At 40.7% G+C, this 22,403-nt stretch carries 16 protein-coding genes and 1 pseudogene; 4 read left to right on the plus strand and 13 right to left on the minus strand.

Annotation, left to right across the window (positions count from 1 at the left end; translation table 11 throughout):
* Positions 1 to 13: 13 nt before the first annotated feature.
* The 8 genes from AXK38_08925 to AXK38_08960 all read right to left on the minus strand — a co-directional run bounded on the left by AXK38_08925 (position 14) and on the right by AXK38_08960 (position 7,910).
* Entirely contained in the window at positions 14 to 1,384 is a 1,371-nt protein-coding gene (locus AXK38_08925) for an MATE family efflux transporter (GenBank protein ID AMH89358.1), read from the minus strand.
* A 114-nt stretch (positions 1,385 to 1,498) separates the two neighbouring features.
* Positions 1,499 to 2,665, minus strand: a complete 1,167-nt coding sequence (locus tag AXK38_08930) for a DNA recombination/repair protein RecA (protein ID AMH89359.1) — start codon at positions 2,663 to 2,665, stop codon at positions 1,499 to 1,501.
* Positions 2,666 to 2,707: 42 nt separating this feature from the next.
* Complete coding sequence (locus AXK38_08935; GenBank protein AMH89360.1) at positions 2,708 to 3,976, minus strand: competence/damage-inducible protein A; 1,269 nt, start codon at positions 3,974 to 3,976, stop codon at positions 2,708 to 2,710.
* An 85-nt stretch (positions 3,977 to 4,061) separates the two neighbouring features.
* Complete coding sequence (locus AXK38_08940; protein AMH89361.1) at positions 4,062 to 5,078, minus strand: LytR family transcriptional regulator; 1,017 nt, start codon at positions 5,076 to 5,078, stop codon at positions 4,062 to 4,064.
* Between the two features lie 7 nt (positions 5,079 to 5,085).
* Entirely contained in the window at positions 5,086 to 5,604 is a 519-nt protein-coding gene (locus AXK38_08945; protein AMH89362.1) for a GNAT family acetyltransferase, read from the minus strand.
* Positions 5,594 to 6,037, minus strand: a complete 444-nt coding sequence (locus AXK38_08950) for a tRNA threonylcarbamoyladenosine biosynthesis protein TsaE (GenBank protein AMH89363.1) — start codon at positions 6,035 to 6,037, stop codon at positions 5,594 to 5,596. The genes AXK38_08945 and AXK38_08950 overlap by 11 nt, the downstream gene beginning before the upstream one ends.
* A gap of 84 nt (positions 6,038 to 6,121) precedes the next feature.
* Positions 6,122 to 6,742 (minus strand): hypothetical protein, encoded by a 621-nt coding sequence (locus AXK38_08955; GenBank protein AMH89364.1) that lies wholly within the window; start codon positions 6,740 to 6,742, stop codon positions 6,122 to 6,124.
* A 304-nt stretch (positions 6,743 to 7,046) separates the two neighbouring features.
* On the minus strand, positions 7,047 to 7,910 hold the full coding sequence (locus AXK38_08960) for an XRE family transcriptional regulator (GenBank protein ID AMH89365.1): 864 nt from the start codon (positions 7,908 to 7,910) through the stop codon (positions 7,047 to 7,049).
* A gap of 191 nt (positions 7,911 to 8,101) precedes the next feature.
* Here AXK38_08960 and AXK38_08965 point away from each other — a divergent pair, with 191 nt between their 5' ends.
* On the plus strand, positions 8,102 to 8,272 hold the full coding sequence (locus AXK38_08965) for a hypothetical protein (GenBank protein ID AMH89366.1): 171 nt from the start codon (positions 8,102 to 8,104) through the stop codon (positions 8,270 to 8,272).
* A 154-nt stretch (positions 8,273 to 8,426) separates the two neighbouring features.
* Here AXK38_08965 and AXK38_08970 read toward each other — a convergent pair whose 3' ends face one another.
* Together AXK38_08970 and AXK38_08975 are read right to left on the minus strand one after the other, a co-directional pair.
* Positions 8,427 to 8,675, minus strand: coding sequence for a hypothetical protein (locus tag AXK38_08970; GenBank protein AMH89678.1), 249 nt, complete (start codon positions 8,673 to 8,675; stop codon positions 8,427 to 8,429).
* A 623-nt stretch (positions 8,676 to 9,298) separates the two neighbouring features.
* Positions 9,299 to 9,673: pseudogene (locus tag AXK38_08975) on the minus strand (transposase).
* 240 nt (positions 9,674 to 9,913) lie between these two features.
* Between AXK38_08975 and AXK38_08980 the strand changes: the two are divergent.
* Positions 9,914 to 11,185 carry a choline-binding protein G gene (locus AXK38_08980; protein AMH89367.1) on the plus strand — a complete coding sequence of 424 codons (1,272 nt, stop codon included), beginning with the start codon at positions 9,914 to 9,916 and terminating at the stop codon, positions 11,183 to 11,185.
* 18 nt (positions 11,186 to 11,203) lie between these two features.
* Positions 11,204 to 12,199 carry a choline-binding protein gene (locus AXK38_08985; protein AMH89368.1) on the plus strand — a complete coding sequence of 332 codons (996 nt, stop codon included), beginning with the start codon at positions 11,204 to 11,206 and terminating at the stop codon, positions 12,197 to 12,199.
* Positions 12,200 to 12,540: 341 nt separating this feature from the next.
* On the opposite strand, the gene AXK38_08990 is transcribed toward AXK38_08985, so the two are convergent.
* The 3 genes from AXK38_08990 to AXK38_09000 all read right to left on the minus strand — a co-directional run bounded on the left by AXK38_08990 (position 12,541) and on the right by AXK38_09000 (position 20,385).
* Entirely contained in the window at positions 12,541 to 12,954 is a 414-nt protein-coding gene (locus AXK38_08990) for a nucleoside-diphosphate kinase (GenBank protein ID AMH89369.1), read from the minus strand.
* A gap of 109 nt (positions 12,955 to 13,063) precedes the next feature.
* A complete protein-coding gene (locus tag AXK38_08995; protein ID AMH89370.1) occupies positions 13,064 to 16,741 on the minus strand; it encodes a DNA-directed RNA polymerase subunit beta' in 3,678 nt (1,225 codons plus the stop codon).
* Between the two features lie 38 nt (positions 16,742 to 16,779).
* Positions 16,780 to 20,385, minus strand: coding sequence for a DNA-directed RNA polymerase subunit beta (locus tag AXK38_09000; GenBank protein ID AMH89371.1), 3,606 nt, complete (start codon positions 20,383 to 20,385; stop codon positions 16,780 to 16,782).
* Positions 20,386 to 20,866: 481 nt separating this feature from the next.
* On the opposite strand from AXK38_09000, the gene AXK38_09005 reads away from it, so the two are divergent.
* Positions 20,867 to 22,351, plus strand: coding sequence for a hypothetical protein (locus tag AXK38_09005; protein ID AMH89372.1), 1,485 nt, complete (start codon positions 20,867 to 20,869; stop codon positions 22,349 to 22,351).
* Positions 22,352 to 22,403 lie beyond the last annotated feature (52 nt).

Here is a 22,403-nt window from a genome sequence, read left to right on the forward strand (position 1 = left end):
TTAGCAAATACAGCTAGGAGAGCACTTTAGTTGCCAAGATTGCCTTGCCTTCTTTTATCAAGGGGTGACGGAATAATGAGAAGTACAGTTGAATGGTCATGGCAACCCAGATTAGGGGTTCGCAAAGAATAACTCCCTTATAGCCTGCCCAAGGGATAATCAAGACCACAAAAGCGATTTTCCCGATTAGTTCGATAAAGCTAGAAACCAGAGGAAGGATTTTTTGCCCCAAGCCCTGCAAACAATTGCGATAAATCAACAAGAGACTCAAAATAGGATAAAAAGCCGAGCTGATTTGCAAGTACAGACTACCATTTTCTACCAAATAGCTATCCGTCGAACTAGCCAAGAAGGAAACCAAGGCTGGACTGGCAAAAAAGAGGAAGATACAAACAAAAACTGCCCAGGATATACTTAAACGACTGCCGATTCGAAGACCTTGAACAATGCGGTCTGGTCGCTTAGCTCCTAGATTCTGAGAAGCAAAGGTCGTCATCGAGGCAGAAATAGCGGTCATAGGAAGAAGGGCGAAGGCCATAATACGGCGAGCTGCCGTCTGGGCACTAATAATCACTGCCCCAAAGGTATTAACAGAAGACTGTAAAATCACACTGCCGATAGATACAATTGAACTCATCAAGCCCATAGCCAAACCTTGCTCCAAGAGATCGGCGTATAAGGCCTTGTCCCATTTAAAATGCTTGAGTTGAGGCAAAAGTTCAGGCACACTCTTACGGATATAATAAAAGCAAAGAACCGCTGATAAGCCTTGCGAAATAATGGTAGCAAGACCCGCAGACTGAACTCCCAGATGCAATTGCGTAATGAAATAGAGATCCAGAACCACATTAACCAGAGCAGAGAAAATCAGAAAACCAAGCGCAGCTAGACTGTCCCCAATAGACCGCAACAAACCTGCAAAGAGATTATAGGCAAAACTGACACCAACACAGGTCACAATCATAGAAATATATTGATAGGACTGAGGGAGGATTTCAGCAGGGGTATCTAGGTATTGCAAGAGTGGATACAATCCAAGAAAGCCCAGCAGCATCACTACAACACTCAAAAGAACACCTAAAATCCAGGTAGCTGCTACTGCTTCCTTGATTTTAGTGAAATTCCGAGCTCCATAATAGCGGGCAATGACAATTCCCATGCCATTGCCAACACCAAGAGTAAAACCTACAATCAGGTCAAAAATTGCTGTCGTCGCCCCTACTGAAGCCAAGGAATCTTGACCCAGAAATCGCCCAACAATCAAGACATCAGCAGTATTATAGAGCTGTTGAAAAATATTAGACAGCAAGATTGGGAAGGCAAAACTCAAGAGCGAGGGAAGAATAGGACCATGTATCAGGTCCACTGTTCGTTTTTTATTCATAAGGCTATTATATCAGCTTTCGAAAGGAGCGACAAGAAACAGCAAACTGTAGGCAATCTGAAATCTTGAACAAAGAATCGAGAAAGCAGTGAATTTCTCCACTACTTTGACAGCTTATTCTTCAATTTCGATTTCAAGTTCATCACCTAGGTCAAGTGTGACTTCTTCATTCACAGAATCTGCTTGAACTGCTTCATCTTTTTTAGTTTCAACACCTTCTACAGAAGCTTCTTCTCCGTCAACCAAACCAAATTGAACACGGACTTGATGGTCAATTTCATCAAAGACTTCTGGGTGATCTGCCAAGTATTTCTTAGCATTTTCAGAACCTTGCCCAATTTTCTCATCCTTGTAAGAGTACCAAGCTCCTGCTTTTTTGATGATATCCAAATCACTTGCGATCTTCAAAAGCTCACCAGTCTTAGAAATCCCTTCTCCGTACATGATTTCAACGAAGGCTTCCTTAAATGGTGGAGCCACCTTGTTTTTCACGACCTTAATCTTGGTTTCCTTACCAACATTGGTATCTTTTTGGTCACCAGTTCCCTTGATTTGCGTACTTCCACGAACATCCAAACGCACTGATGCGTAGAATTTCAAAGCACGTCCACCAGGAGTTGTTTCTGGATTTCCAAACATGACCCCAACTTTTTCACGCAATTGGTTGATAAAGATGGCAATTGTTTTGGTTTTATTAATAGAAGCACCAAGTTTACGCATGGCCTGGCTCATCATACGAGCCTGCAAACCAACGTGACTATCACCGATATCTCCATCAATTTCCGCACGAGGTACAAGGGCAGCAACTGAGTCGACTACGACAAGATCCACAGCACCTGAGTCAATCAATTTTCCTGCAATCTCAAGACCTTGCTCTCCTGAGTCTGGTTGGGACAAGAGCAATTCGTCAATGTTGACACCAAGGGCTGCAGCATAAGCTGGATCGAGGGCATGTTCCGCATCGATAAAGGCTGCAATCCCACCTTCTTTTTGCGCTTGCGCAACTGCATGAAGGGCAACCGTTGTCTTACCAGATGACTCTGGTCCATAGATTTCGATGATACGTCCCTTAGGATAACCACCTGAACCAAGGGCAATGTCAAGCGCCAAGGAGCCTGAGCTCATCACTTGCACCTTTTGCTCCGCACGTTCACCCAAACGCATGATTGATCCTTTACCAAAGTCTTTCTCAATCAATTTGAGAGCGTCATTCAAGGCCTTTTCACGTTCTGCCCCAAATTTTTTTGAAATTTCTTCTAATTTTTTTGGTTTTTTCGCCATTCTATTCTCCTACATTCTAATGGTCCTCAGACCTATCTACTATTATATCAAAAGTTGGTTACTTAATAAAGCCTTGCGAACTAGGTTAAAGGCATGCATAACCGCAATGTGACGTACATCTGCTCGACTTCTGCCTCCAATATTCACCTTGATGACCTCAGTTCCTTTCTCTTGCGCCAATCCTATGTAAACTGTCCCAGCTGGGTGCCCTTCTAGGCTATCTGGTCCTGCCACTCCAGTCAAACTAAGGCCAAAATCAGACTGGGTCTTGATTCGTGCCTGCTCAGCCATCTTCTGAGCTGTAAATTCAGACACTACACCATGTTCTTCCAAATCCTTGGCAGGAATATCCAACATCTTTGATTTTTCCTCCAAGCTATAGGTCACGAAACCACCCTTAAATATACTTGAAGCACCCGAAAAATCAGCTACAGTGGCTTGGAAAAGTCCTGCCGTCAAACTCTCTGCTGCCGTAATGGTTTTCCCTTGCTTTTTCAGTTCTTCTACCACAATGCTAGCTAAACTAGTTTCTTCCCCATAACCATAGCAAAGTTCTCGTAAACAAATTCCTTCAAAGGTCTGATACTCCAAGATTTGGTTTTCTAAGATATCCAGCGCTTGATTCGCCTCTTCTTGACTGCTAACCTTTGTTGACAGACGTAGAGTGACTTCTCCTGTCTTGGCATAAGGGGCCAAGGTCGGATCGGTTTGATTATCAATTAAATCAGCCAAAATGGTCACCAACTGACTTTCGCCAATTCCAAAGAAACGAAGAACTCGGGAATACAGCTTGCTCCCTGTCATCAACTTAGGTAGAAGTTGATTTAAGACCATGGGTTTCAATTCACTTGGTGGACCTGGAAGGACGACGTAGGTCACTCCTTCGGCCTCTAACATCCCCCCCACAGCCAGTCCTGTTTCGTTTGGCAGTGGAGTCGCTCCATCTACAATTTGGGCTTGTCTTTCGTTATTCGGTGTTCGGGCATAGTCTGGTCGCTGGGCAAAAAAGACATCTAACTTCTCCTGCGCCTGAGGATCAAAGACTAATTCTTTCCCTAAAAATTTAGCCAGAGTTTGTTTAGTTAAGTCGTCCTCAGTTGGCCCCAAACCACCTGTCAAAATCACCAGACTACTACGTTGACTGGCAATCTCAAGCAAAGACAAGAGACGAGCTTCATTATCTCCTACAGCCATCTGAAAATATACGTCTACCCCAATCTCTGCTAGTTTTTCTGATAAAAACCGGGCATTGGTATTGACAATCTGTCCTGTCAAAATCTCTGTTCCAACAGCAATGATTTCTGCTTTCATGTTTCCTCCTACCTATCTATTCGTATTTTTTTGAAAAAATCGCAGGAAATTTCCCACGATTAATTTTTTATTTGTATCAAGAAAGTTAATTGTCTTCGTCACCAACAGGTGTTCGTCCAAATAAATCTTCAAATAAGACAACATTTGTTTCAAGTTGAGTGACTTCTTCTTGTCCCAAAGAACGTCTCAAAAGATTCTGCATTTCCAACATATGGCTTCTCGTAACAATTTGATAAGAAACGCCTTGTAGCATCTCCCCTTCACCCTTCAACTGTTGTGTTTCAATGGTTTTAAATGAATCTTTATAGCCCAACAAGCTTGGAATACTTTTCGCAGATAAATCGATATTAGTCTGCATATTAGTACTTAGGGCTTTTAAAATAGATTGGTAGTGACTGACACTATTCAAGCTAAGAACTTTTTCAACAACTTTTTGAATGACTTCACGCTGACGCTTCTGACGTCCGTAATCTCCTTCTGGGTCTTGATAACGCATTCGTGAATAAACAAGCGCTTCTTCTCCATTTATTGTTTGTTCCCCAACGCCAATAGAAATGGTGTTGAATTCTTCTTGGTCACTGATAGAAATCGGGAAACCTAGCGTGTTATTGACGGTAATGCCTCCTACTGCATCGACTAATTGTTGCAATCCTTGCATGTTGACCATAATATAGCGGTCAATATGGATATTCATCATCTTTTGAATAGTTGAAATAGCTAATTCTGCACCACCACCAGCATAGGCAGCATTTAACTTCGCTTCTTCAATACCTCCATCTTTATGCTGAATTTTAGTCAGAATGTCACGTTCCAAACTCAACATCATGGTTTTCTTTGTGTGAGGATTAACGGTCAGCAAAATCATACTGTCACTATTTCCAGCCCATTGATCTGTACGCTCTACATTCCCAGTATCAACCCCCATTAACAGAATGGTCAAAGGCTCTGTTGCTTCAATAACCTTGGTTTCTTCCCCTATTTTTTTATAGGTCTTTGATAAGGTTTGTGTGCCTTGCTGATAAATAGTATACGCAAAAACACCGACACCTAAAACTGTCACAGCTAGAAAAGCTAGCACCATTCCAATAATTTTTTTAACCATATTTCTACTAATCTATCAGTTTACCCATCAAGTAAACATCGATAAATTTCCCTTCTTCTATATATGCTCCACGCTCTTGGCGACCTTCAATTACAAAGCCATGCTTTTGATAAAGATGAACTGCTGCTTGATTACGAGTTTGGACAGTCAGCTGGAGACGACGCAGAATGCCACTTGCTTGTGCCCACTCTATCGCTTCTTCTAGCAACAAACTTCCCAATCCATTATTCCAATATCTTTTTCCAATCACAATGAAGAGATCTCCAATATGACGGACTCTCTTGCGCTGGTCAGCTGTAATATTTATAATACCAGCAATTTTATCATTTAAGAATGCAAGTAAGGTTATCTGATTGTCCGAACTAGCTTGCTTGTTGAGGAATATTTCCATCTCCTCACTAGTCAAGAGAATACCATCTCCGTCTAAGCTGGTAAAATCTGTCTCCAAACTCACACGATTTAAAAAAGCCACTAATTCAGCTGCATCTTTAGGCTCTGCTTCCCTAATGAGCAATTCATACTCCATGTTGAAGCTCCTCTAAGAGTTTTTCTGCACGCAAACCCTTTGCTTGGAAATGTAATCTGCGACCGTCCTCTTCTTTTAGAATTTCCAACTCTAAATAAGTATCTGGCAAGGCATCTCCTAAGAGATTGCCCCACTCAATAGCAGTCACTCCACCACCAAAGAGAAACTCATCTAAATCAATAGAATCAGCATCCCCCTCTATACGATAAACATCTAGGTGGTAAAGCGGAAGACGACCTTCATACTCTCTTACGATAGTGTAGGTTGGACTTTTAATCATTTGAGAAATCTGTAAACCTTTAGCAAGTCCCTTAGTAAAGGTCGTTTTACCTGCACCCAGCTCTCCAGTTAAGATTAAAACATCATTCTTTTCTAATAGATGGCCCAAGCGTTCCCCTAAGGCTTGTAGCTCTTCTTCATTTTTTGTGTACATACTCTTATTATACCAAAAACTTTTCTTTTGTGTCTATTTTCCTGCTAAACTTACCATCATAACATCCATAAAAACAAGCTTTCTCTAAAAGAAAATGAGCGTAGCAATGACCAATACAAGATCTCGGAAAATATGACCATAAAAGGAAACTTCCTTTTTAACCGAATTTGGGACAAGATAGGCTGCAAAAAACAAACCCAGTCCAATATAAATCAAAAGAGAGACAATGGTCATTGGATTTCTTAAGAAAAGAAGTGTTGCTAAAATAGTCACCAACACTGTCTTTTTTCTGTCTAGAATAGCAAGAAAATCGCGCATGTATTTTTTCAAGGGTAAAAAAATCAGCAAATCTAGCCCAAATAGAAAGAAAAAGGATGGCAATAAAAAGTCAACTAATTCTTGCTGCAGCGTATTTTTGATGAACAAGTTATCTGACAGGACAAGAACAGCTCCTAACAAATTAATTAAGAGCAGGATACCGTAAAGAAGCTTCACTGACTTCTTACTAGCTAGGACACTATGAACTTCTTGCTTACGGGTATAAAGATAATTTACTCCAGCACAGATTCCTGAAACGAAGACCATGCTTCCGATGAAAAAAGCTGTACTTTGTTTAAAGGACAAGATGCATTCCTTCCATAGGAAACAGCTACTCAAACTGATTTGAATTAAAGCTAACAAAAATAAGATTCTCATTGATTTCATCTTTTCTCTCCCCTCCTACCAATCATTATACTCGGAGAAAAGAGAGAACTGTTTTCAATCTTCTCAAATGTCTCTTTTAGACGCTAAACAAACACGAAAGGCTAATACTCAATAAAAATCAAAGAGCAAACTAGGAAGCTAGCCGCAGGTTGCTCAAAACACTGTTTTGAGGTTGCAGATAGAGCTGACGTGGTTTGAAGAGATTTTGGAAGAATATAAATTGAAATAAGGCTGATAGTATTAATTTCACTATCAGCCTTACAGGTTATTTAACGTTTCAGAAAAACTATAATGTCAAGATTAACTAAACAGTATCCAATTCCTTCAAATAATTTTCTATCTTCATCAACATTAAAGGATTGTTATAAATCTTACATAACTCTCTTGCTTCTATATAATAATTTTTGACTTGTTCTTTGTCTAGAAACTTGGCTCCAGCATTTCCTACAAGAATAAGTAGGGGAGCCAGTTGGTAGCTTGTCTGTCTTTGTTTACAGAGTTCAATCGTCTCAAGAGCTTCTTGGATGGCCTCGTTATATTTTTCCTTTGACACTAGGTAGTGAGCGTAGTTGTAACGAACTCTGATGTAGCCAAATAAAAACTCTTGATGCTCAAAATTTTTTGTCTGATATAACTCCATTAAATGAGAGTAGTTTGCCTCATATTCTTGTTCACGACCCACTAAGGAATAGAAATTAGATAGAGTATTCAATACCTGTAAATAAATCAGAGTATTTGAAGAGACTTTTAATAATATATTTTCCAATGAAGAAATAGCCTCACACTTACTGTCATATTGATAGAAGTCAATAATAGCTTTAATCCATTCAAGGTAAGTTCGGTCTTCTAGTGTTAGAAAAGTACTTCGTTCAATCTCTATTCTATAAATATATTCCAAATTGTCATAATTTCTGTCATCTAATAGTCGAGCAGATAATTGCTTGAAATTAGAGAGGTTAGATTTAATTTCAATTTGTTCATTAAAAAAATAATCTAATGGTACTTCAAGTCGTTGGGAGAGTTTGAACAAAAGGTCTGCGGAGGGAATGAAATGTCCTCTCTCAATTTTACTAATCTGGCTTTGTTCACAAATTCCTTCTGCAAGAGTTTGTTGGGAGAGTCTCAACTCTTTTCTTTTCAATCTGAATTTCTCTGCGAGTGTATTCATTAAAGATAATAATCCTTCCTATTTGCTTAATTTCATTATAAAATTTTTAGTTCAAAATAGCAAGTTAAAGGAATAAATAATTCTCTATGGTAATAATAAGAAAAAAAAGTTCAAAACATAATAAAAACAATTGACTAAATAAAATATATCTGTTAGAATAAAAACAAGGAAACAGAAAGGGGTTTCATTGTATGAGAAAAAAACGTGGAATTAAAAAATTAGTTACATTTGCATTGCTAGGTGTTTTTATGTTTAGTAATACAATTCCTTACCAACAGTTTATTCAGAAGAATAAACAATTGGAGATTCGAGTGCAATCGCAAAAGAAGTCCAATGGTCTTGATGTTGGGAAGGCTGATTAAAGAATAATGGAATAGAATTAGTCTCTAGTATATTCGCTTTTATTATTCATTAAAAATTGTAGGGGCAAGTTTGAAAAAATAAAAGTTAGTTGATTGATTACTTCTCTAAATTTTGGGCACACTAAAAAGAGGTCTTGATACCCAACCTTTAAAATTAAAGCACCTTGAATCCGTGCTGTTGTGCAAAACGAACAGCATCTTGGACAGACATTGTCTGATCTGAATTTCTTATTTCTGTAAGACCTTGTAATCTTGGATTATAACTCTCCTGTTTTAAAAGTACGTGGTAGATGGTAATGAATAATCTGCGACAGATAGCGATGGTAGCTTTTCGATGCCCCCGTCGTTTCTTGAGTTTGAGATATTTATTTCGTAATTCAGGGTGCTTCTCTGATTTAACCACGGCGTTAGCTATTTGAACAAGAAAAGGTTTGAGATAGTGACCACCTTTCGAAATACAAGTAGAAAATTTCTTTCCTGCACTTTCATTGTTGGCAGGAACTAATCCAGACCAAGAACAGAGTTTACCCGCAGTGTTAAAAACAGTCATATCAGCTCCGATTTCAGAGATAATTCTGAGGGCAGATAGCTCTTCTTTGAAACCAGGCACGGTTTGGATTAGCTTGACCTGTTCTTGGTATTCTTGTCCGAGCTTCCGAATCATGGTTTCTAAATCTTCTTTACAGACGGCAAGTGCATCATAGTGTTCTTTGATGATTCTGATTTTCTCAGCTTATTCAGGTGTCACATTCCCCTCAATAGCGATTTTCAAGTCTTGCACCTTATCCTTCATTCGCTTGTGAACCAACTGTTCAATGTTTGGTTTCTCCTCTTGATGTGTTCGGAAACGACACTTGCAATCTGAAGATTAGACCAAGTCAGACAGTTCTGGTAACGATTCTTCTCGCTAACTTGAAGTTGTGTTAATTTCATGCGTTAGCGAAACAGATCTCGGAGTTGTCTGATTTTAAGAGGTGGGATAAAGCTAGAAGCAACCAAGTCATGCTTGAAGAGGTCGGCTATCCACTGCGCATCTTTCTTGTCGGTCTTCTTTCCTCTGATAGCCTTGACATACTTGGAGTGAGCCAAGCAAATGTTGCAGGATTTTTCAAGGATATTGAAGACAGGAATCCAATATTTACCGGTGGATCCCATACAGACATCAAAGCAAGAATAGTATTCTAACCAATCTCGTAGCTGTACTAAACCATTTGTAAAAGTTGAGAAACGTTTACGATGGTAGGTTGTGATTCCTTGCTTATCGGTGATAGCAATAACCGCTACAACAAAGGTTTTATGCACATCAATGCCACAACAATTAGGATAAATGATTTTTAACACGAGGGGTCTCCCTTCACCAAATTTGAGTCTGCCTATCCCTTGACTATTCTTTCCCTTCACAAACGAGTCACTTATTCAATTATAAGTTTACGTGCTCCTAGTCACAGTTAGTTGTGCTTGATGGAAAGAATGACACCTATAAAAATGCGAGGTAGTGGCTATACCACTCACTTATTCACCTCCCCGTGATTTGTAGTAGTGATAGGCTTTCTCACTATTATTATAAAACAAAATAAAGAGCACAACACTTTTTCATTCTGTGTTGTGCCTTGAGTGAAACGAAAGGAATAAATTATAAAAATGAAGAAAACATTTTATCGCAAATTCGGTATTTCAATTATTGCTAGTATTTTATTGGCTAGTCAGCTATCTACAGTATCTGCTTTGACTGTTATTTCTAATACAGGTGAAGAATATGAGGTAAGTGAAACTTTACAAGAGAGTCCAGGAAGTAATAATTTTTCCCTTCCAGATATTTCACCGACTTACGGTCAATTTTTTACAAGTCAGCCGGAAGCAATTATTGGGAGTAATGACTTAGTTTCTATTGAGAATACTTTACAATATCCTTATTCTACATCAGTCTATGTAGAGTCTGTATTTCATGGTGTAGAAAATGGTAAAAACAAAACTTATAGGGGGAGTGCTAATTTTATAAAGGACAATATTCTTATTACTGCAGCTCATAATATCTATAAACATGAGTTTGGAAAAGATGCTGAAGAATTATATGTTACTCCTGCTGCCACACCCAATAATGCTCCATTTGGTACAGTAAAAGTAAAGAAATATTACTATCTAAAAAATTATGTGTCAGACAATCCAAGTACGCATTCAAAGAATGATTTAGCGTTATTAGTTTTAGAAGAGCCTATTGGGACTAAAACAGGGACACTTGGTCTCTCATCTTTATCTACAAATCTTTCTGGTTTGAATGTAACTGTTACAGGTTATTCAGCGCTCTCTGAAGCTGTACAGATGTATACAGATACTAGAAACGTAATACGTGATACAGGTGATTTCTTATATTATGATGTAGATACATATGGTGGCGCTAGTGGTGCTGCTGTCTATGATGCTTCACATCGTGTCGTAGGTGTACACATAGGAAATGAATCAAGAGGATCAGATATTGTTAATTTGGCAGTAAAATTAAATGAACAAAACCTATCCTTTATTTATTCCATCCTTGAGGGACATTCTATTGATGGTTGGAAATTGATTAGTGGTACGTGGTATTACTATAAGAATAGTACGAAACAAACAGGTTGGCAAAGTATAAATGGCAAATGGTATTATCTTGAAACCTCTGGTTCAATGTCCACAGGTTGGAAATATGTACGAGGAAGATGGTATTATTTAGATAAGACCAATGGTGATATGAAGACTGGTTGGTATAAAGATGGTTCAACGTGGTACTATCTAGATCCTACTAATGGAGATATGAAGACTGGTTGGATAAAAGTAGGAGGAAACTGGTATTATCTCAATTCCTCTGGAGCAATGGTTACAGGTAGCCAAACTATCGATGGTAAAGTTTATAATTTCGCTTCATCTGGTGAGTGGATTTAATATTGGAGGTATATATAAATGAAACTTTTGAAAAAAACTATGCAAGTTGGACTAACAGCAATTTTCTTTGGTTTGCTAGCTACCAATACAGTATTTGCAGATGATTCTGAAGGTTGGCAATTTGTCCAAGAAAATGGTAGAACCTACTACAAGAAGGGTGACATCAAAGAAACGGACTGGCGAGTGATTGATGGCAAGACCTATTATTTTGATTATAATGGTGAAATGGTTGTTGGTTGGCAATACATTCCAATGCCAGTTAAAGGATATACCATTGGTCCTTACCCTAATGGTATAAGATTAGAAGGTTCCCCAATGCCAGAATGGTACTACTTTGACAAAAGTGGAGTGCTACAAGAGTTTGTTGGTTGGAAAGCATTAGAGGTTAAAACTAAAGACAGTGTTGGAAGAAAGTATGGGGAAAAACGTACAAAACCGGAAGATAAACAAGAGAAGAGTTTTTACACGAACTATTACTTTAATCAAAATCATTCTTTAGAGACAGGTTGGCTTTATGACCAGTCTAATTGGTATTATCTAGCTAAAACGGAAATTAATGGAGAAAACTATATTGGTGGTGAAAGACGTGCAGGTTGGATAAATGATGGTTCAGCTTGGTACTATCTAGATTCAGAAACTGGTATCATGCAAACTGGTTGGAAGGAACTTGGCAATAAGTGGTACTACCTCCGTTCATCAGGAGCAATGGCAACTGGCTGGTATCAGGAAGGTACCACTTGGTATTATTTAGACCAGCCAAATGGCGATATGAAAACAGGTTGGCAAAACCTTGGTAACAAGTGGTACTACCTCCGTTCATCAGGAGCAATGGCAACTGGCTGGTATCAGGAAGGCTCAACTTGGTACTATCTAAATGCAAGTAATGGAGATATGAAAACAGGCTGGTTCCAAGTCAATGGTAAATGGTACTATGCGTATGGTTCAGGTGCTCTAGCTGTTAATACCACAGTAGATGGTTACTACGTAAACTATAATGGTGAGTGGGTTAAGTAACGAATACTAATCGTAACTGTAGTTGATACTTAACTTAGTAAAAAGGGCTTTTTTCTACCATTTGTCAACGCTATCAATTTTTAAGAATTAAGGCTCTTTGTTAACTGTAGTGGGTTGAAGAAAAGCTAAGAATGAGAAAGGACGAAGTTAGTCCTTTCTTTTTTATGTGACTATTAGTCCGTCTCGCACCTAACGGAGCGAGATGAACTAATAGTCACTTAATCAAAAAACGCACCATATCAAAAACTAAAAAGTTTGATATCATGCGTCATGTCTTAAACTAATTGACTATACTTTCTATTCAAATGAGCTTTTAACCAATTGATTGAACCAATCCACTCTTAAAACCAAAGAGCAATTTCTCGCTTAGCTGACTCTTCTGAATCTGAACCATGTACAACATTTTGAATAGCTTGGTTTTCACTAGCAGCTTTTGCAAAATCACCTCGAATCGTTCCTGGTAAAGCTTCTTCTGGACGAGTCGCACCCATCATAGTCCGCCAAGTTTCGATTACTTTGGGACCAGAAATGATACCTACAAGAACCGGTCCTGAAGTCATAAATTCACGAATCGGCGGGTAAAAACTCTGACCAACTAAATCCTGATAGTGCTGGTCAATCAACTCTTCTGAAACCTGTGAACGCAACTCCAATTTTTCGATTGTAAATCCACGTTGTTCGATGCGTTTCAACACTTGACCCACTAGTCCCCTTTTTACACCGTCTGGTTTAATGATAAAAAATGTTTGTTCCATACCCGTCTCCTTTGTCAGCTTCTTTCTTTTATTTTACCACATTTCATGGAAAAATGGAGAAAGTTTTCAGAAAAAGAGAAAGAGAACCCGAAGGCTCTCTCATTCTCTCTTATTCTACTGTTTCTTCCACAGTTTCAACGGCAGTATCCATAACTACTTCTGTTGTTTCTTCATTCCCTTCTTCCTCTACTGGAGGATTAAGGTATTCTTCTTCGTTGATAGCATGTGGTTCAAGGTTACGGTAACGGGCCATACCAGTACCTGCTGGGATGATCTTACCGATGATAACATTTTCTTTAAGTCCAAGGAGATGGTCTTTCTTACCACGGATAGCTGCATCCGTAAGGACACGAGTTGTTTCCTGGAAGGAAGCCGCTGACAAGAAACTGTTGGTTTCAAGTGAGGCTTTGGTAATTCCCATAAGGACTGGACGACCAGTCGCTGGCACTCCACCTGCGATAAGGACATCTTTGTTAGCGTCTGTAAAGTCATTGATATCCATGAGGGTACCCATGAGAAGATCTGTGTCACCTGGATCCATGACACGGACTTTACGGATCATTTGACGAACCATTACCTCGATGTGTTTGTCACCGATTTCTACCCCTTGGCTACGGTAAACTTTTTGTACTTCACCGAGAAGGTAAGTTTCAACTGACAAGACATCACGAACTGCAAGGAGACGTTTTGGTTGGATAGAACCTTCTGTAAGAGCAGCACCACGCGCTACTTGGTCACCAACTTCAACACGCATACGAGCGGTAAATGGAACGACGTACTCACCTTCACCAGTTTCACCCTTAACAAAAACTTTCTTAGTACGAGTTGATGCATCTTCTTCGATAGCGGTAACTTGTCCTTTAACCTCTGTGATAACCGCTTCCCCTTTAGGATTGCGGGCTTCAAAGATTTCTTGGACACGAGGAAGACCCTGAGTGATATCGGTATTTGAGGCAACCCCACCCGTGTGGAAGGTACGCATTGTAAGTTGTGTACCAGGTTCCCCGATAGATTGGGCAGCGATTGTACCAACTGCTTCACCAACTTCAACCGCATCACCAGTCGCCAAGTTGATACCGTAACAGTGACGGCAGACACCGTGACGAGTGTTACATGTAAATACAGAGCGGATAGTCACTTCTTCCACACCAGCATTAACAATTTCACGCGCCTTGTCTTCTGTAATCAACTCATTTGGACCGATGATAACTGCACCAGTTTCTGGATGTTTAACGGTTTTCTTAGTGTAACGACCATTGAGACGCTCTTCTAGAGACTCGATCATCTCTTTTCCTTCCGCGATAGAACGGATCAAGAGACCACGGTCTGTTCCACAGTCATCCTCACGGATGATAACGTCTTGGGCAACGTCAACCAAACGACGAGTCAAGTAACCTGAGTCGGCTGTCTTAAGGGCCGTATCGGTCATACCTTTACGCGCACCGTGAGTTGAGAAGAACATTTCCAATACCGACAAACCTTCGCGGAAGTTTGAAAGGATTGGCAATTCCATGATACGTCCGTTCGGAGCTGCCATCAGACCACGCATACCGGCAAGCTGTGAGAAGTTTGAGATGTTACCACGGGCTCCAGAGTCCATCATCATAACGATTGGGTTCTTAGGATCTTGGTTGGCAATCAAGCGTTTCTCTAGTTTTTCACGGGCTGCACGCCATTCAGCTGTAACAGCATTGTAACGCTCGTCGTCTGTAATCATACCACGACGGAATTGTTTGGTGATTTGTTCTACACGTTTGTGTGATTCTTCAATGATTTCAGCCTTGTCATCAACGACTGGGATATCGGCAATACCCACTGTCAATCCTGCAAGAGTTGAGTGGTGGTAACCGAGGTTCTTCATACGGTCAAGTAGGGCAGAAGTTTCTGTCGTACGGAAACGTTTGAAGATTTCAGCGATGATATTTCCAAGATTTTTCTTCTTGAATGGAGGGTTGAGTTCAAGTTTGCTGATTGCTTCCTTGATATCTCCACCAAGTGGCAAGAAGTATTTAGCTGGAACGCCTTCTGTCAAGTTGGCATTGTTTGGTTCTTGCAAGTATGGTAGACCCTCTGGCATGATGTCATTGAAGAGGATTTTACCAACTGTTGTAAGCAAGACCTTGTGTTTTTGCTCTTCTGTCCATGGTTTGTTGAGGCTGTCTGTTGCAATACCAACACGTGAGTGAAGGTGAACATAACCATTACGGTAAGCCATAACCGCTTCGTCACGGTCTTTGAAGACCATTCCTTCACCTTCGCGACCAGCTTCTTCCATGGTCAAGTAGTAGTTACCCAAAACCATATCCTGAGATGGAGTAACAACTGGTTTACCATCTTTCGGGTTCAAGATATGCTCAGCAGCTAGCATCAAGATACGAGCTTCTGCTTGGGCTTCTTCTGAAAGTGGTACGTGGATGGCCATTTGGTCCCCGTCAAAGTCGGCATTGTAGGCTTCACAGACAAGTGGGTGCAAGCGAAGGGCCTTACCATCAATCAAGACTGGCTCGAAGGCTTGGATACCCAAACGGTGAAGGGTCGGTGCGCGGTTCAAAAGCACTGGGTGTTCTTTGATCACTTCTTCAAGAATATCCCAGATACGCTCATCTCCACGTTCGACCAAGCGTTTAGCCGCTTTGACGTTTTGTACGATATCACGTGCAACAATTTCACGCATCACGAATGGTTTAAAGAGCTCGATTGCCATTTCACGTGGCACACCACATTGGTACATCTTAAGAGTTGGACCAACGGCGATAACGGAACGTCCTGAGAAGTCAACACGTTTACCGAGCAAGTTTTGACGGAAGCGTCCTTGTTTCCCTTTAAGCATGTGGCTCAATGATTTCAGTGGACGGCTACCTGGTCCTGTGATTGGACGACCACGACGACCATTGTCAATCAAAGCGTCAACCGCTTCTTGAAGCATACGCTTCTCATTTTGAACGATGATACCTGGTGCATTCAACTCAAGCAAGCGAGCCAAGCGGTTGTTACGGTTGATAACACGGCGGTAAAGGTCGTTCAAGTCAGATGAGGCAAAACGGCCACCATCCAACTGCAACATTGGACGAAGATCTGGTGGAATAACTGGAAGGATGTTGAGAATCATCCATTCAGGTTTGTTTCCAGACTTGTAAAAGGCATCCAAAACATCCAAACGACGGATAGCTTTGACACGTTTTTGTCCAGTCGCTGTTTTCAACTCTTCTTTGAGTTCAGCAATTTCTTTTTCAAGATCTACTTGTTTTAAAAGGTCTTGGATAGCTTCGGCACCCATCTTGGCAACGAATGATCCATAACCATATTCACGCAAGCGCTCACGGTATTCGCGCTCTGTCATGATAGACTTGTGCTCAAGTGGTGTATCCTTAGGATCAATCACCACATAAGCTGCAAAGTAGATTACTTCCTCGAGGGCACGAGGGCTCATATCAAGGGTCAAGCCCATACGGCTTGGAATTCCCTTGAAGTACCAGATGTGAGATACAGGAGCTTTCAATTCGATATGCCCCATACGCTCACGACGAACTTTTGTACGCGTTACTTCAACCCCACAACGGTCACAAACAATCCCTCTATAACGAATGCGTTTGTACTTACCACAAGCACATTCCCAGTCTTTTGTAGGACCAAAGATAACTTCATCAAAGAGTCCTTCACGTTCTGGTTTCAAGGTACGGTAATTGATTGTTTCAGGTTTTTTGACTTCTCCATAAGACCATGAACGGACTTTACTTGGAGAAGCTAGGGTGATTTGCATACTTTTAAAACGATTTACATCAACCACTATTTCTTCCCTTTCTATTCTAAGTGAACTGCTTTTTCTTACTCAGCAGCTTCTTCTGTTGCTTCCGCTTTTGTTGCTTTTTCAGCTTCTTCAGCTTCAAAGGCTGCTTTAGCCTCTTGGGCTGCTTTTTCGCGGGCTTTTTCAAGGTCATCTACGTGGATGACATCTTCGTCCATTCCTTCATCCAAGTCGCGAAGTTCCACTTCTTGGTCATCTTCGTCTAGGACACGCATGTCAAGACCAAGAGATTGCAATTCTTTGACAAGAACTCGGAAGGATTCTGGAACACCTGGTTTTGGAATTGGTTTTCCTTTTGTAATGGCTTCATAAGCTTTCAAACGTCCGTTGATATCGTCAGACTTGTAAGTCAAGATTTCTTGAAGGACATTTGATGCACCGTAGGCTTCAAGAGCCCAAACCTCCATCTCACCGAAACGTTGTCCACCAAACTGAGCTTTACCTCCGAGTGGTTGTTGGGTAACGGTTGAGTAAGGTCCGACTGAACGCGCGTGCAATTTATCATCAACCATGTGGTGGAGTTTGATCATGTACATGACTCCGACAGAAACACGGTTATCAAACGGTTCCCCAGTACGTCCATCGTAAAGGATCGTTTTGGCATCGCTATCCATACCAGCTTCTTTAACAGTTGACCAAAGGTCTTCAGAACTTGCTCCGTCAAAGACTGGTGTTGCGATGTGAATACCAAGAGTACGAGCAGCCATACCAAGGTGAAGCTCCATAACCTGACCGATATTCATACGTGATGGTACCCCAAGTGGGTTCAACATGATATCGACTGGAGTTCCATCTGGAAGGTAAGGCATGTCTTCTACAGGAACGATACGAGAGACAACTCCTTTATTTCCGTGACGTCCGGCCATCTTATCTCCGACCTTGATCTTACGTTTTTGAGCGATGTAGACGCGAACCAGCATGTTGACACCTGATTGCAACTCATCTCCATTTGCACGTGTAAAGATCTTAACATCACGAACGACACCATCGGCACCGTGTGGTACACGAAGAGAAGTATCACGCACTTCACGAGATTTATCTCCGAAGATAGCGTGCAAGAGACGTTCTTCAGCTGAAAGGTCTTTCTCACCCTTAGGTGTTACTTTACCTACAAGGATATCACCCTCTTTAACCTCAGCACCGATACGGATAATACCCATTTCGTCAAGGTCTTTAAGGGCATCTTCACCAACGTTTGGAATTTCGCGAGTGATTTCTTCAGGCCCAAGCTTTGTATCGCGTGTTTCTGATTCGTATTCTTCAAGGTGAACAGATGTGTAGACATCGTCTTTAACCAAGCGTTCGCTCATGATAACAGCATCCTCGAAGTTGTAACCTTCCCAAGTCATGTAGGCAACGATTGGGTTTTGTCCAAGCGCCATTTCTCCATTTTCCATGGAAGGTCCGTCAGCGATGAAATCGCCTTTTTCAACGACATCGCCAACTTTTACGAGAGTGCGTTGGTTGTAAGCAGTACCTGAGTTTGAACGACGGAATTTTTGGATGTGGTAAACATCTAGCGAACCATCCTCACGACGAACCTCTACCTTGTCTGCATCTGCGTAAGTAACTTTACCATCATACTGAGCAATCACAGCCGCTCCAGAGTCGTGGGCTGCCTGGTATTCCATACCAGTACCAACGTAAGGTGCTTGAGGATTGATCAACGGCACAGCCTGACGTTGCATGTTGGCTCCCATGAGGGCACGGTTGGAGTCATCGTTTTCCAAGAAAGGAATACATGCTGTCGCAACGGCAACTACCTGTTTTGGTGAAACATCCATGTAGTCAACAACATTAGCTGGATACTCTTGGTTGACCCCTTGGTGACGTCCCATGACAACTTTCTCAGCAAAGGTTCCATCTTCATTTAGACGAGAATTAGCCTGTGCTACAGTAAATTCATCTTCTTCATCGGCTGTCAACCAAACGATTTCGTTCGTGACAACACCTGTTTCGCGGTCAACCTTACGGTATGGTGTTTGAACAAAACCATATTTGTTCAAGTGTCCATAAGATGACAAGTTATTAATCAAACCGATGTTAGGTCCTTCAGGTGTCTCGATTGGACACATACGACCGTAGTGAGTGTAATGCACGTCACGAACTTCATATCCAGCGCGGTCACGTGTCAAACCACCAGGACCTAAGGCTGACAAACGGCGTTTGTGAGACAACTCAGAAAGCGGATTGTGTTGGTCCATGAACTGTGACAACTGTGATGAACCAAAGAATTCTTTAACTGCAGCTGTTACAGGACGGATATTGATGATTTGTTGTGGTGTCAAGACTTCGTTATCCTGAACAGACATACGTTCACGGACATTACGTTCCATACGAGAAAGTCCCAGACGTACTTGGTTAGCAAGCAATTCACCGACCGCACGGATACGACGGTTTCCAAGGTGGTCGATATCATCTACACGGCCAAGTCCTTCAGCCAAGTTGAGGAAGTAGCTCATCTCAGCAAGGATATCTGCAGGAGTGACGATACGAACCTTGTCATCTGGATTGGCATTACCGATGATCGTTACAACACGGTCTGGATCAGTTGGAGCAACAACCTTGAATTTTTGAAGAACAACTGGCTCTGTTACTACGGCAGCATCATTTGGAATGTAGACAATCTTGTTCAAGTCGCCATCCAAATAGCTTTCAATGCTTTCAATCACGCTACGAGTCATGATTGTACCAGCTTCTACCAAGATTTCTCCAGTTTCAGGATCTACCAATGGCTCTGCAATGGTTTGGTTTAGCAAACGTGTTTTAACATTGAGTTTTTTATTGATCTTATAGCGACCAACTGCTGCCAAGTCATAGCGACGTGGGTCAAAGAAACGAGCTACAAGCAAGCTACGTGAGCTTTCAGCAGTCTTAGGTTCACCTGGACGAAGGCGTTCGTAAATTTCTTTCAAGGCTTCGTCGGTACGAGAGTCCATTGGGTTCTTGTGGATATCTTTTTCAACAGTGTTGCGAACCAATTCGCTGTCACCAAAGATATCAAAGATTTCATCATCACCTGAGAAACCAAGCGCACGAACCAATGTTGTAAATGGAATCTTACGAGTACGGTCGATACGAGTGTAGGCGATATCTTTTGAGTCGCTTTCAAGTTCCAACCAAGCTCCACGGTTAGGGATAACAGTTGAACCGTAGCCCACTTTACCGTTTTTGTCTACTTTATCATTAAAGTAAACACCTGGTGAGCGGACCAACTGAGATACGATGATACGTTCACCACCATTGATGATGAAGGTACCCATTTCTGTCATGATTGGGAAATCACCAAAGAAAACTTCTTGGGTTTTAATTTCGCCTGTTTCTTTATTGATCAAGCGGAAGGTTACAAAAATTGGTGCTGAGTAGCTAGCATCGTGGATACGAGCTTCTTCTAGCGTGTATTTTGGTTCCTTGATTTCATATCCAACAAATTCCAACTCCATTGTGTCTGTGAAGTTTGAAATTGGCAATACATCTTCAAACACTTCCTTAAGACCGTGGTCTAGGAAAGCTTTGAATGAGTCAGTTTGAATTTCAATCAAATTTGGTAAGTCAAGAACTTCTTTAATTCTTGAAAAACTACGACGGGTACGATGTTTCCCGTATTGAACGTCATGTCCTGCCAAGATGATTCTCCTTTGTAAATAAGTTCCAAGCCTTGTCAATCAGGCTTTCTAATCGTCATATGGTTGTAAAACCCTTATCACCGTGTCCTCTTGACGAATTTTCAGAATCTTTAAGTCTTTGTTACAAATACTCAAAATCCTGAAAAAAAGCACAAAAAGAGCAGCTAAATCTGACTTTTTCAGAAGATTTAACTGCTGTGAGCCTTGTCTGGACAATATTTCAGACAAAACCTACGACAAATGATTACTCATATTATACCCTATTTAGCTAGATTTTTCAAGGGGATTGACGATTTTTTGACAAAATCTTTTCCTATGAGAATTGGCATTCTACTGTCACTTTGCAAACTTCATTTTCAGTTTAATAGCCCAAGAAAAATATAGTAAATTTAGATTTTCCTATTTTATCCTAGCCTATTTTTCTTGACTTTACTCGCTTTTTCTTTTAATATATATGTATAAATATATAAGGAGGTTTGTTATGGATATTTTGCTTTCTGAAACAGAACAAAATTTGCTAATGTTATTGGAAGAACTAGCCAAACACCAGGATTGGATACAAGATTCATCTTTATCAGAAAATCTGAATCTATCAGTAGAAGAATTGCAAGAACACCTTTTTAAACTTGAGCAATTATTTCCAAACCTCCTTATTCGATCAAGAAAAAAAGGCATCCAATTACAGTTTGACCTCCAAAATAGCTTGGATCCTCAGATTGCAATCTTTGAACAATCTGCAACCTACTCTTTTTTGAACTGTCTGTTTTTCAAAGAGGGGCAATCACTTGACCAAATGTGCCAGACGCTTTCGACTAATCCAGAGCAGATTGAGGAAATCATCCATTGTCTCAACACTAAACTTCCACAACACTATGGCGTCAGTATCCAACCTTCCCCTTTGGTCTTGGGAGGAGCAGAAGAAGACATCCGCGCCTTTTATCTAGACTACTTTAGCCAAAGTTACAGTTTTCTTGATTGGCCCTTCCCTTCTATTTCTGAAGAGGTACTCACTCACCTGATTCAGCTATTTTTAAACGCCCAACAAGTTTCACCTAACCTCAGTAGCTTACGGCAAATCAAATATACCCTGGCTATCAATCTAGAGCGGTTAAATAGGGGACGTTTCATCGAAAATCCTACTCCTCTTTTAACCAGTCACTACAGCTCTCTTATGCAGATTCCCCAGTTTGAACAAGATATCAAAAAGCTGGCTAAAAAGCTTCATTTCGAACCGAAAAAGGAAACACTGGAACAGCTATTTTCAAACCCAATCAAATCTCCTCAAAGCACAAACAATCCTAACAATGGAGCACTGGGTGATATCCATCACATTCAAAAATCCTACCGTCTATTGAGTCAAATTCTAGAAGAGCTGGCTAAAGAATTTCACCTACAGATTGAAAATAGAGAAGAATTGATTTGGCTCCTCCACTACACTGCCCAAGCTGATTTCTTCCATTTACTCAACAATCAGTCTCTCGACAAACAGAAATCCCAGATTTTAAGCAATTATCAAGCAGAACTTCCAAAACTATTTGAAGTAAGTCAACACAAATTTCAATCTTATCTGACTGAGATGGGACTAAACAGTAAGCCAAGTAAGCAACAAGAGATGGTCTACACCTTCACTATCCAAGGGCATCGAATTTTAGTCCAACTGCTTCAAAAACTTCCCAAAATACGTGTTTTGGTCATTAGTCATCTGGATAACCATCACGCACAAAGCCTAATCGACACCCTAACTCACTACGGCAACAATCTCTATCTATTTGATTCTTGGGAAGAATCTACGATTTCTTTCTCGATTCTCAATCAAATTCCGCACGATATTGTTATCACTACCTTTCCTGTCACTAACTCTCCTAAACCAATTATCTACAATCGTAACTTCTCTACTTCAGAATTATTCCTCCATCTCCACCTTCTGGCTTCTCAAATTCATAAAGAAAGACTAGCTGAGTCGTAACAGAAAATCTGTTGCGATTTTTCTTTTGTTCCAATTTTAAGAAAACGCTTGC

Origin of the sequence: Streptococcus mitis (genome assembly GCA_001560895.1) — a bacterium.
Classification (GTDB): Bacteria; Bacillota; Bacilli; order Lactobacillales; family Streptococcaceae; genus Streptococcus; species Streptococcus mitis_Q.